Raw genomic sequence first — 15,223 nt, 5'->3', positions numbered from 1 at the left:
GCGATTTTCCCAGATCGCCAATCCCCCGTCTTTTTTGCTGCAAAACGGGAAACGCCAAGGTGCGTAAAAAAGCAAACGAGCTGGCCCGCACATTGTCCAGCTCGTTTCCGGCTTATAACACATTGAAATACCGCGCTTCTGGATGGGCGAAGACGATCGCGGAAACTGATGCCTCGGGCTCCATCATGTAGCCGTCGGTGAGGCGGATGCCGATGTCTTCCGGATGAAGGAGACGGAACAGTTTCTCCTGGTCTTCCAAGTTCGGACAGGCCGGGTAGCCGAACGAGTAGCGCTGGCCCTGGTATTTGGCGGCGAAGCGCTCTTCCATCGTGAAATCCGGGTCGTCCGGGAAGCCCCAGCGGTCGCGCATAATTTGATGGATTCGTTCGGCGAACCCTTCGGCAATCTCGAGCGCCAACGCTTGGATGGCATGGCTTTTCAAAAATTCGCCTTCTTCCTTCCAGCGCTGGGCGAGTTCGCGGACGCCATGCCCGGCGGTGACGGCGAACAAACCGACGTAATCCATTTCGCCGCTTTCTTTCGATTTCAAATAATCGGCGAGGCAAAGATACGGCGCCCGCGGTTGGCGCGGAAAGTCGAACATCTCGAGCACTGTTTTGCCGTCAGTCGGATCGTAAATGTAAACCCGGTTGCCGTCGCTTTGCGCCGGGAAGAAGCGGTAGACGCCGGCGGGCTGAATCCAGCGGCGCTCTTTCGCTTCGGCGAGCAGTTCGTCGACGACCGCTTTTAACGCCAACGCTTTTTCGTCTTTCTCTTCCAGCAGCCGTTTCACTTTTCCTTTCAAGCCGAGGTGGTGGCCGAGCACCATTTGCCAGTTGACGTACGGCAAAATGTGGTCAAGCGGCACATTTCGCAGCACGTGGCGCTCGAGATCGGCCGGGATGTAGACGGGAACGTCGGTCGAGACGGTCGATTTAACCGCTGTGACCACCGTCGTTTGCCGCGTTGGCTCGCTTTCGGCCGTTTCTTTTTTCTTGTAGTCAATCTCGCCCTGCTGGATTTGGTTGGCAAGGGCGAGCCCGTCCATGGCGTCTTTCGCGTACAAGACAACGCCGTCGTACTCGGGCGCGATTTTGTTTTCCGTAAATTTGCGCGTCAAGGCGGCGCCGCCGACTAAAATCGGGGTCGAGATGCCCGCTTGGCGCAAGTCTTGGGCGGTGACGACCATCTGTTGAGCCGATTTCACAAGCAAGCCCGACAACCCGATGATGTCCGGCTGATGTTCGCGCACCGCTTCAATGAGTTGCTGCGGAGCGACTTTAATGCCGAGGTCGATCACCTCGTAGCCGTTGTTGCTTAAAATGATGTCGACCAAGTTTTTGCCGATGTCATGCACATCGCCTTTGACGGTGGCGAGAATGACTTTTCCTTTTGTGCTTCCTTCTTTCTTTTCCATATACGGCTCTAAAAAGGCGACCGCTGCTTTCATCACTTCCGCGCTTTGCAATACTTCAGCGACGATGAGCTGGTTGTTGTTGAACAGCCGCCCGACTTCATCCATGCCGGCCATGAGCGGACCGTTGATGATGGACAGCGGATCGGAGTAGGTCTCAAGCGCCTTTTCCAAATCGGGAATGAGCCCGTCTTTCGACCCTTCAATAACGTAGCGGGCGAGCCGCTCTTCCAAGCTCAAGTTCGTCTGCGCCGGTTTGGCGGCGGTGATTTTGCTTCGGTAAAATTCGATAAAGGCGTTTAATGTTTCGTCGTTTGTGTCAAAAAGAAGCGCCTCAGCCATTCGCACTTCCTCTTCCGGAATCGAGGCGAACCGCTCCAATTTCTCGGTGTTGACGATGGCGTAATCGAGCCCGGCTTGCGTGCAATGGTACAAAAAGACGGAGTTGAGCACCTCGCGTCCGGCCGGCGGCAAGCCGAACGAGACGTTGCTGATGCCAAGCATCGTCAAGCAATGAGGCAGCCGCTCTTTAATGAGGCGGATGCCCTCAATGGTTTCTTTCGCCGCGCCGATGTATTGCTCATCGCCGGTGCCGACCGGGAAGACGAGCGGGTCGAAAATGATGTCGCGCTCGGGGACGCCGTAGCGGTTCACCAGCAAGTCATACGAACGCAAGGCGATTTCAAGTTTCCGCTCAGCGGTGACGGCCATTCCCTGTTCATCGATCGTGCCGACGACGACGGCGGCGCCGTATTGATGAAGCAGCGGCACGACTTTTGCAAACCGCTCCTCGCCGTCTTCCAAGTTGATCGAGTTAATGATCGCTTTTCCTTGCGAATAGGTGAGGGCGCGTTCAATGACGCGCTCGTCGGTCGAATCGATGACAAGCGGCACTTTCACTTTTTTCACGACTTCGCGGACGAACTGCTCCATGTCATGGAGTTCGTCGCGGTCTGGGTCGGCGAGGCAAATGTCGATGACATGGGCGCCGTTTTTCACTTGGGCGCGGGCGATTTCCGCCGCTTCTTCGTATTTCCCTTCGGCGATGAGGCGCTTGAATTTGCGCGAGCCGATCACGTTTGTCCGCTCGCCGACAAAGAGCGGACGCATCGTTTCATCATAGATGAGCGCCTCGATGCCGGAAACGGCGTGGACATCAAACGAAGACGGAATCGCCCGCGGCGGGAGATCACGCACCGCTTCGGCAATGGCGCGGATATGATCCGGCGTCGTGCCGCAACACCCGCCGACGATGTTGATCCATCCCTTTTCGGCAAAGCGGCGGATTTTCTCTGCCAGCATATTCGGCGTTTCATGATAGTGGCCTTCCTCATCCGGCAGACCGGCGTTCGGGTAGCAGCTGACCGCCGTGTCAGCGAGCGAGGCGAGCGTGCGCAAATGGTCGGTCATAAACTCGGGGCCGGTCGCGCAGTTTAAGCCGACGGCGATCGGCTTCATATGGCGCACCGAGATGAAAAACGCATCGATCGCCTGCCCGGCGAGCGTCGTGCCCATCGGTTCGATCGTGCCGGAAATCATGAGCGGCACGCGGCGGCCGACCGCTTCAAACGCCTTCGAAATGCCGAGAAAACCGGCTTTGACATTCAGCGTATCTTGGCACGTCTCGAGTAGGAGAAGGTCGACGCCTCCTAAGAGCAGTCCGCGCGCTTGTTCTTCGTAGGCGGCGACGAGTTCTTCAAACGTTGCGCCGCCTGTCACCGACAACGTTTTCGTCGTCGGCCCCATCGAACCGGCGACAAAGCGCGGCCAGTCCGGGGTGGAGAACGACTCAGCCGTTTGTTTGGCGAGTTTGGCCGCTTCGATGTTCAGCTCAAGCGCCAAATGACCGAGGCCATATTCGTCAAGCACGATGCGTGTCGCTCCGAACGTGTTCGTTTCAATGATATCAGCACCGGCTTCTAGGTACGCTTCATGAATGCGGCGGATGACATGCGGGGCGGTGAGGGTCAAATATTCGTTGCACCCTTCATACGCCTCGCCGCCAAAGTCGGCGGCCGATAGGTTGGCGCTTTGGATCATCGTGCCCATGGCGCCATCGATGACAAGAATTTTTCTTTGCAGTTGCTGTTCTAAGGTGACGTTAGCCATGAACAACCTTCCTTTCTTTGGCGGCCGCTTCTTTTTCGTGAATGTAGCGGACAAGCTCGACCGTCATGTCGTAGCGCAAGAACGGCGTGATCAAATAAATGCCGTTAAACAAATCAAACGCAGCGTCAATGAGCGATTTGGCGATAGCGATGCCTTCCTTGGCTGCTTGCACCGGGTCGCCGCTGCAGGCGGCCATGCGGGCGCGAATCTCGTCAGAGAGCGTAATGCCCGGCACTTCATGATGCAAAAAGTCGGCGTTGCGCGCGCTCACAAGCGGCATAATGCCGATGTAAATCGGCGTGTCAAGATGCTTGGTCGCTTCGTGCACTTCAACGATTTTCTCTTCCGAGTAAATCGGCTGGGTCAAGAAATAATGGGCGCCGCATTGGATTTTTTTCTCCATCCGCTCGACCGCTTTGTCCAAATGGCGGACGTTCGGGTTGAACGCAGCGCCGATCGAGAAGTTCGTTTTTTGCCCAAGCGGTTTGCCCGAGTACGACAGCCCTTCGTTAAACTGGCGGATCAAGCGGATCAAATCGAACGATGATAAGTCGTACACGGACGTTGCCCCTGGAAAATCGCCGATTTTCGACGGGTCGCCGGTAATGGCGAGCACATCGGTGATGCCGAGCGTATGCAAGCCCATCAAATGCGACTGCAAGCCGATCAAATTGCGATCGCGGCATGTAATATGCACGAGCGGGCGGACGCCGAGCCGCTCCTTGATGATCGTGGCGACAGCGGCGTTGCTGATGCGCGGCGTGGCGAGCGAGTTGTCGGCCAACGTCAGCGCATCGATGCCGGCGTCATGGAGCGCTTTCGCCCCAGCAAGAAACTTGTCAATCCCCAATTTTTTCGGCGGATCCAGCTCCACAATGACCGAGCGGCGCGTGCGGGCAAGCTCGGGAAGGGGAGATGGGGCGGGCCGCTCCGCTTGCACTGATACAGATACCGCGCGCCGTTTCACCGTTTTTTCCGTCACCGGCGTTCGGTCGGAGAGCGCTTTTGCCATCGCTTCGATATGCTTCGGCGTCGTGCCGCAGCACCCGCCGATCAAGCGCACCCCTTGGTCGCGGAACGCTTTGGCCGTTTCCTCGAAATATTCAGCGTTCGTCTCATAGACAAGCCGCCCATCGCGGTAATCCGGAAGGCTGGCGTTCGGATACGCCGACAAAAACGCTCGATTTGGCAGCGGCACTTCCTCGAGCGACCGAAGCATATGATATGGACCGAGACGACAGTTCAGTCCGACGACATCGGCCCCGAGCGCCTCTAGGCGGGCAAGGGCGTCCGCGAGCGGCGTGCCATCTTGCAAGACGCCGACTTCATGGAGCGAGACGTGAGCGATAATCGGCAAGTCGGTCTCTTTGCGGGCGATGGCAAGCACCGTCTCCAACTCTTCCAAATCGTAATACGTCTCGAGCAGCACGCCGTCGACCCCTTCAGCGAGCAGGACAAACAGCTGCTCGCGAAACGTCCGCTTCACTTCTTCGAGCGTGACGACGCTTTTGTTTAACGTGCGCAGCCCTCCGATCGTCCCGAGCACGTATGCCCGTCCGTTTGCCGCTTGCCTGGCGAGCCGCACCGCCGCGCGGTTGATGGCCGGCACCTCATCTTCAAGGCCGTAGCGGGCGAGTTTCACATAGTTGGCGCCGTATGTATTCGTCTGAATGACGTCGGCGCCCGCGGCGATATACGCTTCATGAATATGGACGATTTCATTTGGATTGGATAGATTCAATTCTTCAAAACAACGGTCAATGCCGTGCGAATATAAAAGCGTTCCCATCGCCCCGTCGGCGATGAGAATGCGCTCTTTCAACTCATCCAGCAATCCCACGTTCGATTCCCCCGTTTCTCCGTAGTAAAAGAAAAAAGCCTTCTATAAGAAGAAGACTTTTCATTCGCTTCTTCTTATCTTCCAGGCTTCCGCCTGTCTGGATTTAGCACCTTGGCCGCGGGCCAGGTTGCTGAGGGTTCACCGGGCCAGTCCCTCCCCCTCTCTTGATAAGAATGTCCGTATGCAATTGTTCGGCAGCGTTTTGATGATTACTATATAATTTAATGTATTTTTCGAAATTATTCAATACGGTGAAGCAAGGAAATTTCAAAAAAGAATTTCTCGGATCAACGGAGAAGCTCTTTTCCACATTGGGGGCAAAATTGGAAATCGCGCTGCACATGCCCGCCGCAATGAGGGCAATGCTTGTTTGGCTGTTTATGGCTTCCAAATCGGACGTTCAGTGGGTCGGGCTCTTCCTCGCTGTCGACAATGTCCAATAAGGACATGCGTTGTTTTCCCATCGCATTTTTGTAATGGTAAATCCCTTGAAACACGCCGATGGCGATGACGACAAGGCCGAAAAACGGAAAAAAGCGGGCGGCGGGAAACGGCGAGTCCGCGGTGATGGAGAATGCCATCACCATCCAAAAGATGCCGAACAACACAGCGGCGATGCTGCCGAAGAGTCCTTGCATCGACGGGCCGCGGCCGGGTTTGATGCTTTTCAACTGGATTCCTCCTTAATTCGTTTCATGTTGGTTGGGATTATTATACCATATGATGATGTAGGGAACATGGGATGCCCTAATAAAAAAGAATCATTGAATCTCCTCCCTTGCCTTGTACAAATCTCTTAAAAGCATCTCTGTTTCATTCCAATAGCACGAAATATGTCGAAATGTGTTAAAAAAAGATAAAATCGTCGAACGGTTTCTCTTTTTTTTGTGAGAGTCAAGGTATATAATTAAAATGGATGATATTAACAAGGAATTTAATAGAAACCGCATCGCAGACAGGAGTGAAGTGGGTGAAAAAATGGTCATGGCCGTATTTTATTCTGATTAGTCTGCCGTTTGTCGTGTTTATTGTGCTTGCTTTTGGCTTAAAAGCGGCCGGGACGCCAATATGGAAAAAAATGGTGTTGATTGCGTCAGTTTTGATCTACGGGATGGTGTATTCCCGTTTATTGCGGAAGATAAAATGAGGAATGTTCTTGAAAGGAGGTGATAGGTTATGAGTTTGCTAGCGCTTGTTGCCGGGACGCTCGGCGTGTCGCAGGCAGTCGCTACGACGGTTGTTTCGATTGTGCTGACCGGCTCCACGCTTATTTCTATTATTCTTGGGATCACCGCTATTTTGTCAGGTGGAGTCGACGCCATTTTGGAAATTGGGTGGTCAGCTTTTGTCGCGACGGTGAAAAAAATAGTGGCTGAACGAGGAAAAGCAGCGGCGATTGCATGGTAAAAGGCAAAACGGCAGGGGAAAAACTCCCTGCCGTTCCTAATGAGTAAATCAATGTGGGGGAAGAGAAGTGAAACTCGTATGGCTGTTATATCAACAACGACAACGAAGTAGTTTGGCGCCGTTGCAGAAAAAATCGCCTTTTTCTCCGAAGATGACCATGTTCTTGGTGGAAGCGGCGAAATGGCTTGTTTCGGGGATATTGGTTGTGATCATTTGCACTCGATCATTTATCATGTTTCGTCCTTCTGCGATCATGGCGTTTCTCTTTTTTATGTCTGTCAGTCCTTTAATAGGAGTTTTGCTTGAATCCAAAGAGGCATTGCAACGTCAATATCATTATCATTATGTGCGTCTGTCTGGGGTGCGGGATGACGAGGTATGGCAGCGATTGCTCAAAATCCACTATGCTGTGTCCCTTTTGCGGCTATTGCCGATTTGGTTGCCTCCTTCAATTGGATTGATGGTGATGTTCGGGATCACAGGCGCATCATTAGTATGGTTTGGACAAACGATGTTGTTGCTTCTTTATGTGACATCGCATATAGTGCGTGGCTCAACTTTTAGAGCGATGGGCGCATTTTCTGCCTTTTTCTTTCGAATTGCATCATTCGCTATTGGTTATGCCGTGCTTGCGGCGATTGTGCCGCTGCTGCAATTGTCCCGCCAAGCGGTTCGAATGTATGGGCTGTCGCTTTCTTATCTTGCGTATATGGATGGTTATGTTGCTCATTGGCAACAGCTGTTTTATGAACGCATGACAAGTTGGGGGGAAGGGTGGTCATTTTCAAGTACAACTTTATCATTCATCGGTGCTGGATTCGCTCTGTTGGCTTTGATTTGCTTTCCTTTCACTCGTGCGTCTCATTCTGACAAGGCAGCGTACATGCTATATTCATGGCATCAACGTGTCATTGAGTCGTTAAAAATTCGCAGCACGAATAATGCAATTTTATATAAAGATCTTTGTCTGTTAACACGCCAAGCCCGTGAGTTGACGAAACCGCCTTGGTCGCTATTTTTGCCGGGGGAATGGTTTTTGGTTGCGGGAGCGAATTTGGCTCTGTTGCCGATCGTTCATAACGGGTCGATCATTTTGTTTTTGTTTATGTTTGAAATGTATATGGTCATGACAGGGACGTTGCGAGCCATTACCGACGTCTTTCGCGACATTTTTCAGTTTGAAAGCGAGACGGAGCGTCTCATCGTTTTTCGGCTCCTTTCTCCGCCTCCTCTTGTACCGTTAATCGAAGCGAAATCGACGTTGCTTGAGCGATTAGGTGTCTACCCATGCATGATGGCATTAGGATTGCTGCTTCTCGAATACATAGGATTATTGGGGGTGCGTGGAGGGCTTTGGGCGGCAATGGGGGCTGTGGTGATGATGCCCGCCTATTCGTTTGTTGTCAAACGGATTTTACGCACCGATTATGAAGTGTTTTGTCTTGTTTTAGCTAGCGGCGAGCAGGCGGCATTGACATCTCCGCGTGATTATGCAGGGTATATGGTGATTGCGGCCGGAAATCATTCGTTTCATCGCTTATTGATTTACATAACCGTTTTTTCATCGCTTCTTTCTGCCTTTTTTATGCTCTTGAAAGGTTGGAGTTGGGCATGTTACAGCGTTTTGTTTGTCGTGATGCTTTACCTTGTATTATGGAATAGTTCTCAATATGCTCGGCGCACGTGAGGAGGCATTCGCGGTGATCAAACGAGCGATTCACACTCATTTGCCGTATTTCCTATTGTCGCTAGGTGTGTACGTTGTCTGCTTTGCGTTGGGAGCGGGGATTTTTTCGCAAAGACTTGTCATTCATCCGACTTCCATGGCGTTTTGGACCACTTTAGGCCACAACTTGATGGTTGGAGCCATTTTGATGGTCGGCGGATGGCTGACGTTAGGAATGGCCAATACCCTTTATCTCGGTTACAATGGAGCGATGCTAGGCGTGATCGTGAGAGGAGTCGCCACAGGATATGGCATGCAGCCGTTGATGACCGGTGTCTTTCCTCATGCGATTCCTGAAATCATCGGCCATATCTTGTTTTGTACATTAGGGTACGAGACATGGCGGTTTCTTCAAATCGTCAAAAAAAGAGCAAGAGGAGAAGAAGAAACGCTCTATATACGGGATATCCTCTTTTTGCTAGTGCTGGCGGTCGCGCTGCTCATCATCTCAGCATGGTTGGAATCAACAGTGTCTCATGTATAAGAATAGACGGTCTAAAAAGCAGGAAAAGGGGAAGAAATAGATGGAACCGTTATTTTCATTGCAAAACTTGACGTATCGCTATGATGGGGGGGCAACGATTTTTCAGCAATTCTCATTTTCCATTTTCCCAGGGGAGACCGTGCTTCTCACAGGACCAAATGGAGTGGGGAAAACGACTCTTTTGCATATTATTTCGGGATTGCTCGATAAAGGAGAGTTGCATTATCAAGCCTTTTATAAAGGCAATCCGATTCAGCTTCCCGACATGCGCGCTCATTTGTCTTATGCTACATCCGAGACCGTCATGTTTTCGAAATTGACGGGATATGAAAACATTGAATGTTTTCGCCTTTTATGGAAATTGGATCGACAGTACGTTCGTAAAGCAGAAGAATTGTGCCGCCTGCTGGGAATGGAGGAGATGCTCTCGTTTCCAGTTGACCAGTATTCATTGGGCACAAGGCAAAAATTGCATATTGCGATTGCTTTAGCCCGTCCCGCTGAATTGTATTTGCTGGATGAGCCGTTTAATTCTCTTGACATGTCAAGCCGCGATCGGTTGGCCGAATGGATTCAATGCGACCGTCAGGCTGCTTATCTCATTGCTTCCCACGTTCATCAGGAGCGATTTCTCGATTCACGCATCGTGTCGCTTGCACGCCCAAGCGGCGGAAACGAAACGGAAAAATGACTGTGAGATCTTATGATGAAAAAAGTTCGTTTCTAATTGGCGTGATCGGGCATTTTTCCGTTGCACTTTCATCCCTGCTGTGTTCTAATTAGCAATAGTGAACATAAAGAAGACGGGGGGCTGGAAGTGAACGGAGAAGAGATCATCCGCTTCGAGCGAGTGACGAAGGAATACGACGGCGCGGTCGTATTGGATGACGTCAGTTTTGCGATGGAGCGCGGGAAGTTTTATACGCTGCTTGGGCCGTCGGGGTGCGGGAAGACGACGATTTTGCGGCTGATTGCCGGGTTTATCGAACCGACGCAAGGAACGATTTATTTCCATGGAAAGCCGATTCAAAGCGTCCCGCCGAACAAGCGGCAAGTCAATACCGTTTTTCAAGATTACGCCTTGTTCCCGCATTTGGACGTATTTGAAAATGTCGCCTTTGGTTTGCGCATTAAAAAAATGAAAGAAGCGGACATCCGCCAAAAAGTGAGCGAAGCGCTCCGGTTTGTCAACTTGGAAGGCTATGAGCGCCGGCGCATTCAAGAGATGTCCGGCGGTCAGCGCCAGCGCGTCGCGATTGCGCGGGCGATTGTGAATGAGCCAGAAGTGTTGCTCTTGGATGAGCCGCTATCGGCCTTGGATTTGAAGCTGCGCACGGAAATGCAGTATGAACTTCGCGAACTGCAGCGCCGATTGGGCATTACGTTTATTTTTGTCACGCATGATCAAGAAGAAGCGCTGGCGATGTCCGATTACATTTTTGTTCTGAATAAAGGGAAAATTCAGCAGTTTGGGACGCCAAAAGAGATTTACGATGAACCCATTAACCGGTTTGTCGCCGATTTCATTGGGGAATCGAACATTTTATCAGGGCGCATGATCGAAGATTTCCTCGTCGAATTCGCCGGCAAGCGGTTTGCGTGTGTCGACCGCGGTTTTGCGCCGAACGAACCGGTTGATGTCGTCATCCGCCCGGAAGATTTGGAACTCGTGGCGCCGGGAGACGGCCAGATGGTCATTCGTGTTGATTCGCTCTTATTCCGAGGCGTCCATTACGAAATTTGCGGCTATGATGAAAACGGCAACGAATGGCTTGTCCATTCGACGAAAAAGGCGGAAGTCGGGGAAACGGTCGGCCTCCGTTTTGAACCGGAAGCGATTCACGTCATGCGAGTCGAAAGGGAAGATGAGGGCGCATGACGGAACGGGCGTGGCGAAACTGGTATTTAATCCCTTATGGCATTTGGTTGGTGTTGTTTGTCATCGCTCCGATCGTCTTTTTATTATATGAATCGTTTTTGGATATAGACGGACATTGGACGGTGGCGAATTATGAAAACGTGTTGACGCCCATTTATTTGAAAATGATGGCGTATTCGTTTTGGTACGCGTTTTTGATTACCCTTGTGTCATTGTTGATCGGCTATCCAACCGCCTATTGGCTGACAAAGACGAGGCACAAGCAGTTATGGCTGTTGTTGCTTATTTTGCCGATGTGGGTGAATTTGCTGCTGAAGGTGTATGCGTTTTTAGGGCTGCTCGGCACGTACGGGTTGGCCAACGCCCTCTTGCAGACGCTTGGCATTGGAGCGCGTCAGCTGTTGTTTACCGATTTCAGCTTTGTGTTTGTATCGGTGTACATTTTTATTCCGTTTATGGTGCTGCCGATTTTTAATGCGTTAGAGGAATTGCCGCCGTCACTCATGGATGCCGCCCGCGATTTGGGCGCTTCGGCTTGGATAACGTTCCGCCGCGTCGTCTTCCCGCTCACGCTTGGCGGGGTGAAGGCCGGCTGCCAAGCGGTGTTCATCCCGTCGTTGTCGTTGTTTATGATTACGCGCCTTGTCGCTGGCAACCGCGTCATTACGCTCGGCACCGCCATTGAACAGCATTTTCTTGTCACCCAAAACTGGGGAATGGGGGCGACGATCGCGGTTGTGTTAATGATCGCGATGGCGGTTATCGTCGTCCTGACAGGAACCGGAAGGAAAGAGGGAAGCCGATGAAACGAACGCATTGGTGGGGGCGCGTGTATCTTTTGGTTGTGTTTGCCGTGATGTATACGCCGATTGTGTATTTGATGTATTATTCGTTCAACAGCGGCGGGACGATGCACGATTTTCAATCGTTCACGTTCAAATGGTACCGCGACGTGCTGTCCGACGACCGCTTGCTCATCATCGTTTTGAATACAATCGTCATCGCGCTGCTGTCGGCGGCAGTCGCGACCATACTCGGGGTCATCGGGGCGCTCGCCATTTACTATGTCAAGCGGCAGCGGACGAAAAACGCCCTTCTTGCTCTCAACAACGTGTTGATCGTCAGTCCGGATGTCATCATCGGCGCTTCGTTTTTGTTGCTGTTTACGGTGGCCGGCATCAAGCTCGGGTTTACGTCCGTGCTGTTGTCTCACATTGCTTTTAGCGTGCCGATTGTCGTGTTGATGGTGCTGCCGAAACTCGAGGAAATGAGCCCGACGCTGATTGATGCGGCTAGAGATTTAGGAGCAGGGCCTTGGCAAGTGCTGTCAAGCGTCGTGCTGCCGTTTTTGGCGCCAAGCATATGGGCGGGCTTTTTCATGGCGCTTACGTATTCGCTCGATGACTTCGCCGTGACGTTTTTTGTCACGGGAAATGGGTTCTCGACGCTGTCGGTGGAAATTTATTCGCGGGCGCGCCAGGGCATTTCCTTATCGATCAATGCGCTGTCGACGCTGCTGTTTTTATTTACGATGCTGCTTGTCATCGGTTATTATGTGCTCAGCCAAAAAGGCGGCCGAATGTACGGGATAGGGGGGCGAAAGTAGGTGAAACGGCTTGTCCAAGGGTTTGCGGCCGTGTTCATCGCGGCGTTCGTCCTCATGTTCATCACCCACCGGTTGAACGAAGCGGAAGGGTACGGCGGAGGCAAAACGGTGACCGTTTACAACTGGGGCGATTACATCGACCCTGCGCTCATTCGAGAGTTTGAAAAAGAGACAGGGTGGAAGGTGATTTACCAAACATTCGATTCCAACGAGGCGATGATGGCGAAAATCGCCCAAGGCGGGGCGACGTTTGATGTCGCCGTTCCGTCCGATTACGCCATCAGCAAAATGATCGAGGAAAACTTGCTGTTGCCGCTCGATCACGACAAGCTGCCGAATTTACAATATATCGAACCGCGGTTCCTCAACTTGCCGTTTGACCCGCACAACCGGTATTCAGTGCCGTATTTTTGGGGAACGGTCGGCATCGTCTACAACCGCGATATGCTTGGCGGCAAGACCATCACAAGCTGGAACGACTTATGGAACCCGGACTTGCGCAATCAAATTTTGCTTGTCGACGGAGCGCGCGAAGTGATGGGGATGGCGTTAAACAGCCTCGGCTATTCGCTTAACGATACGAACAAAGCCCATTTGCAAGAAGCAAAGCGGAAACTCGATCGACTCATGCCGAATGTGAAGGCGATTGTCGGCGATGAAATCAAGCTGCTTCTCGCGAATGAAGAGGCAGCCATTGGCGTCGTTTGGTCGGGTGATGCGGCGGAAATCATCGCCGAAAACGACAAGCTCGACTATGTCGTGCCGAAAGAAGGATCCAACCTATGGTTTGACAACATGGTCATTCCGAAAACAGCGAAAAACATCGAAGGAGCGCACGCGTTTATCAATTTTATGCTCGACCCGAAACACGCGGCGCAAAACGCCGAGTATGTCGGCTATTCGACGCCGAATAAAAAGGCGCTTGCCTATTTGCCAAAAGACATCGCGGGCGATCGGCGCTTTTACCCCGATTTGGATTCAGCAGGGCATCTCGAAGTGTACGAAAACTTAGGAAAACACATGCTCGCCTACTACAACGAGCTGTTTTTGGAGTTTAAGATGCAGCAAAAGTGAACAAGCGATGTCCCCTTTACCAACGAAGCGAGCGCCGTCTTCATTCATGAGGACTGGCGCTCGCTTTTTTGGCAGAAGGGCTGAGCGGCTTCTTTTTTTCGGGATGGTCAGTGTCTCCCAGCGATCGGCGTTCAGATGTTTGGTAATATAGACGATTTGTCTGATATGATATGAATAATGGTGTGCTACAGGTGGTGCGGTAACGGTAAAAGTGAGAAAGCCGTTGCGATGTATTAAAATGATGTGTCGGTGAATGTAGACGAGATTGTATTGGAACGACATTGAGAAGAACGAACATATCCGGGGCGTTGCGTCCTATAAAGGTCGGACAGTGTCAGGATTTTTGTTTGCAGGCAGTGCTCACCATGTTTGCCAAGTGTGTCATTAATCATAGAGGGATTTTCGTCTTGATCTCTCATTTCTCCTTCTCGTGCAGAAAATCAGGAGGATTTTTCATCCAGATGTCGAATGAGTGCTTAAAACATAAAGTTGTTGAGCAATAAAAAGAAGATGGCCAATAAGGGGGCACGAGGATGAACATTCATAAGTTCGTGATGCCCGAAGTGATTTTTGGCAACGGTTCCATTCATCAAGTAGGGGAAAGTTGTCTAAGGCTTGGTGCGACAAATGTGTTGATTGTCAGCGATCCAGGTGTTGCGGAAGCCGGTTGGCTCGATGTTGTCATTAAGAGTTGCAGGCAGGTAGGATTAAAATACGCGACATTTTGTGATGTAACAATAAATCCAAAGGATGAAGAAGTGACAAAAGGCTGTGAAGCATATCTTGAAAATGAATGCGATTCTATCATTGGAATCGGTGGAGGCAGTTCTATTGATGCCGCAAAGGCTGTCGCCATTCTTGCTACAAACGGTGGACAAATTCATGAATATGAGGGAGTGGATAAAATTCAATTTCCCCTTCCTCCTCAAGTGATGGTTCCAACAACAGCAGGATCGGGATCAGAAGTGTCTCAATTTTCTGTTATTGTTGATACAAAAGAGAAAAAAAAGATGACGATCATTTCCCGATCTCTTATTCCTGATATTGCAATCATTGATCCAGAAACATTATCGACAAAAAGCGCTCATTTGACAGCCTCAACAGGATTAGATGTTTTAACGCATGGCATTGAGGCTTATGTAAGCTTAGCAGCTACACCACTTACAGATGTTCAAGCTCAAAACGCTATTTCTTTAGTAGGAAAATATTTACGCCCTTCTGTCGCCTCTAAAATCAACCAAGAGGCAAAAGCAAATATGGCAATGGCGAGTTTACAGGCAGGATTGGCTTTTTCCAACGCGATTTTAGGCGCTGTTCATGCCATGTCCCATGCTGTCGGGGGAAGGTATCCTCTTCTTCATGGGGATATAAACTCTATATTGCTTCCGCATGTGATGGAGTTCAATCTGTTGGCGAATCCGAAAAAATTTGCTGATATTGCTTATTTTCTCGGAATTGATACTCGCGGCATGTCCTATATGGAAGCGGGAAGAAAGGCGATTGAGTATGTAAAACAATTGGCAGAGGATATTGGGGTGCCGCAGCGATTATCTGATATAGGAGTGAAACAAGAAGAAATACGGAAAATGAGTTTGGTCGCCTTTCATGACGCATGTATGATCACCAACCCTCGTGATATCACTGCAGAAGAAATTGAGGGAATATTCAGAAAGGCGTGGTAAAC

General features: G+C 51.0%; 14 protein-coding genes and 1 riboswitch. Of the genes, 10 read left to right on the top strand and 4 right to left on the bottom strand.

The features are described 5' to 3' along the window. Positions 1-112: 112 nt before the first annotated feature. From metH to GC56T3_RS14630, 3 genes are all read right to left on the bottom strand, one after another. The gene (gene metH / locus GC56T3_RS14640; RefSeq protein ID WP_013146161.1) at positions 113-3,523 is read right to left on the bottom strand and encodes a methionine synthase; all 3,411 of its coding nucleotides are present in this window, start codon (positions 3,521-3,523) and stop codon (positions 113-115) included. Next, on the bottom strand, positions 3,516-5,363 hold the full coding sequence (locus GC56T3_RS14635; protein ID WP_013146160.1) for a bifunctional homocysteine S-methyltransferase/methylenetetrahydrofolate reductase: 1,848 nt from the start codon (positions 5,361-5,363) through the stop codon (positions 3,516-3,518). The genes metH and GC56T3_RS14635 overlap by 8 nt, the downstream gene beginning before the upstream one ends. 71 nt (positions 5,364-5,434) lie before the next feature. Next, positions 5,435-5,537: riboswitch (SAM riboswitch) on the bottom strand. A 113-nt stretch (positions 5,538-5,650) separates the two neighbouring features. Further along, positions 5,651-6,034, bottom strand: a complete 384-nt coding sequence (locus tag GC56T3_RS14630; RefSeq protein ID WP_013146159.1) for a zinc ribbon domain-containing protein — start codon at positions 6,032-6,034, stop codon at positions 5,651-5,653. A 299-nt stretch (positions 6,035-6,333) separates the two neighbouring features. Here GC56T3_RS14630 and GC56T3_RS19745 point away from each other — a divergent pair, with 299 nt between their 5' ends. From GC56T3_RS19745 to GC56T3_RS14590, 9 genes are all read left to right on the top strand, one after another. Beyond that, a complete protein-coding gene (locus GC56T3_RS19745) occupies positions 6,334-6,510 on the top strand; it encodes a hypothetical protein (RefSeq protein ID WP_013146158.1) in 177 nt (58 codons plus the stop codon). Between the two features lie 29 nt (positions 6,511-6,539). After that, positions 6,540-6,770: an uberolysin/carnocyclin family circular bacteriocin gene (locus GC56T3_RS14625; protein WP_013146157.1), complete on the top strand. Its 231-nt coding sequence runs from the start codon at positions 6,540-6,542 to the stop codon at positions 6,768-6,770. Between the two features lie 298 nt (positions 6,771-7,068). Continuing rightward, positions 7,069-8,457, top strand: a complete 1,389-nt coding sequence (locus GC56T3_RS14620; RefSeq protein ID WP_227456661.1) for a hypothetical protein — start codon at positions 7,069-7,071, stop codon at positions 8,455-8,457. A gap of 13 nt (positions 8,458-8,470) precedes the next feature. Then, positions 8,471-8,980 carry a stage II sporulation protein M gene (locus tag GC56T3_RS14615; protein ID WP_013146155.1) on the top strand — a complete coding sequence of 170 codons (510 nt, stop codon included), beginning with the start codon at positions 8,471-8,473 and terminating at the stop codon, positions 8,978-8,980. Between the two features lie 40 nt (positions 8,981-9,020). Further along, entirely contained in the window at positions 9,021-9,671 is a 651-nt protein-coding gene (locus GC56T3_RS14610) for an ABC transporter ATP-binding protein (protein WP_013146154.1), read from the top strand. Positions 9,672-9,797: 126 nt separating this feature from the next. Continuing rightward, positions 9,798-10,859, top strand: a complete 1,062-nt coding sequence (locus GC56T3_RS14605; RefSeq protein WP_013146153.1) for an ABC transporter ATP-binding protein — start codon at positions 9,798-9,800, stop codon at positions 10,857-10,859. Then, a complete protein-coding gene (locus tag GC56T3_RS14600) occupies positions 10,856-11,665 on the top strand; it encodes an ABC transporter permease (RefSeq protein WP_013146152.1) in 810 nt (269 codons plus the stop codon). The genes GC56T3_RS14605 and GC56T3_RS14600 overlap by 4 nt, the downstream gene beginning before the upstream one ends. Then, the gene (locus GC56T3_RS14595) at positions 11,662-12,465 is read left to right on the top strand and encodes an ABC transporter permease (protein ID WP_013146151.1); all 804 of its coding nucleotides are present in this window, start codon (positions 11,662-11,664) and stop codon (positions 12,463-12,465) included. The genes GC56T3_RS14600 and GC56T3_RS14595 overlap by 4 nt, the downstream gene beginning before the upstream one ends. Further along, on the top strand, positions 12,466-13,539 hold the full coding sequence (locus tag GC56T3_RS14590) for a PotD/PotF family extracellular solute-binding protein (protein ID WP_013146150.1): 1,074 nt from the start codon (positions 12,466-12,468) through the stop codon (positions 13,537-13,539). On the opposite strand, the gene GC56T3_RS18905 is transcribed toward GC56T3_RS14590, so the two are convergent. After that, entirely contained in the window at positions 13,474-13,821 is a 348-nt protein-coding gene (locus GC56T3_RS18905) for a DUF1572 family protein (RefSeq protein ID WP_083778791.1), read from the bottom strand. The two genes, GC56T3_RS14590 and GC56T3_RS18905, sit on opposite strands and share 66 nt — an antisense overlap. Before the next feature lie 251 nt (positions 13,822-14,072). Between GC56T3_RS18905 and GC56T3_RS14585 the strand changes: the two genes are divergently transcribed. Next, positions 14,073-15,221, top strand: a complete 1,149-nt coding sequence (locus tag GC56T3_RS14585) for an iron-containing alcohol dehydrogenase (protein WP_013146149.1) — start codon at positions 14,073-14,075, stop codon at positions 15,219-15,221. Positions 15,222-15,223 lie beyond the last annotated feature (2 nt).

The sequence above is a fragment of the Geobacillus sp. C56-T3 genome, from assembly GCF_000092445.1.
In the GTDB taxonomy this organism is placed as follows: domain Bacteria; phylum Bacillota; class Bacilli; order Bacillales; family Anoxybacillaceae; genus Geobacillus; species Geobacillus thermoleovorans.
This window is presented reverse-complemented; position numbering and strand designations above follow the sequence as displayed.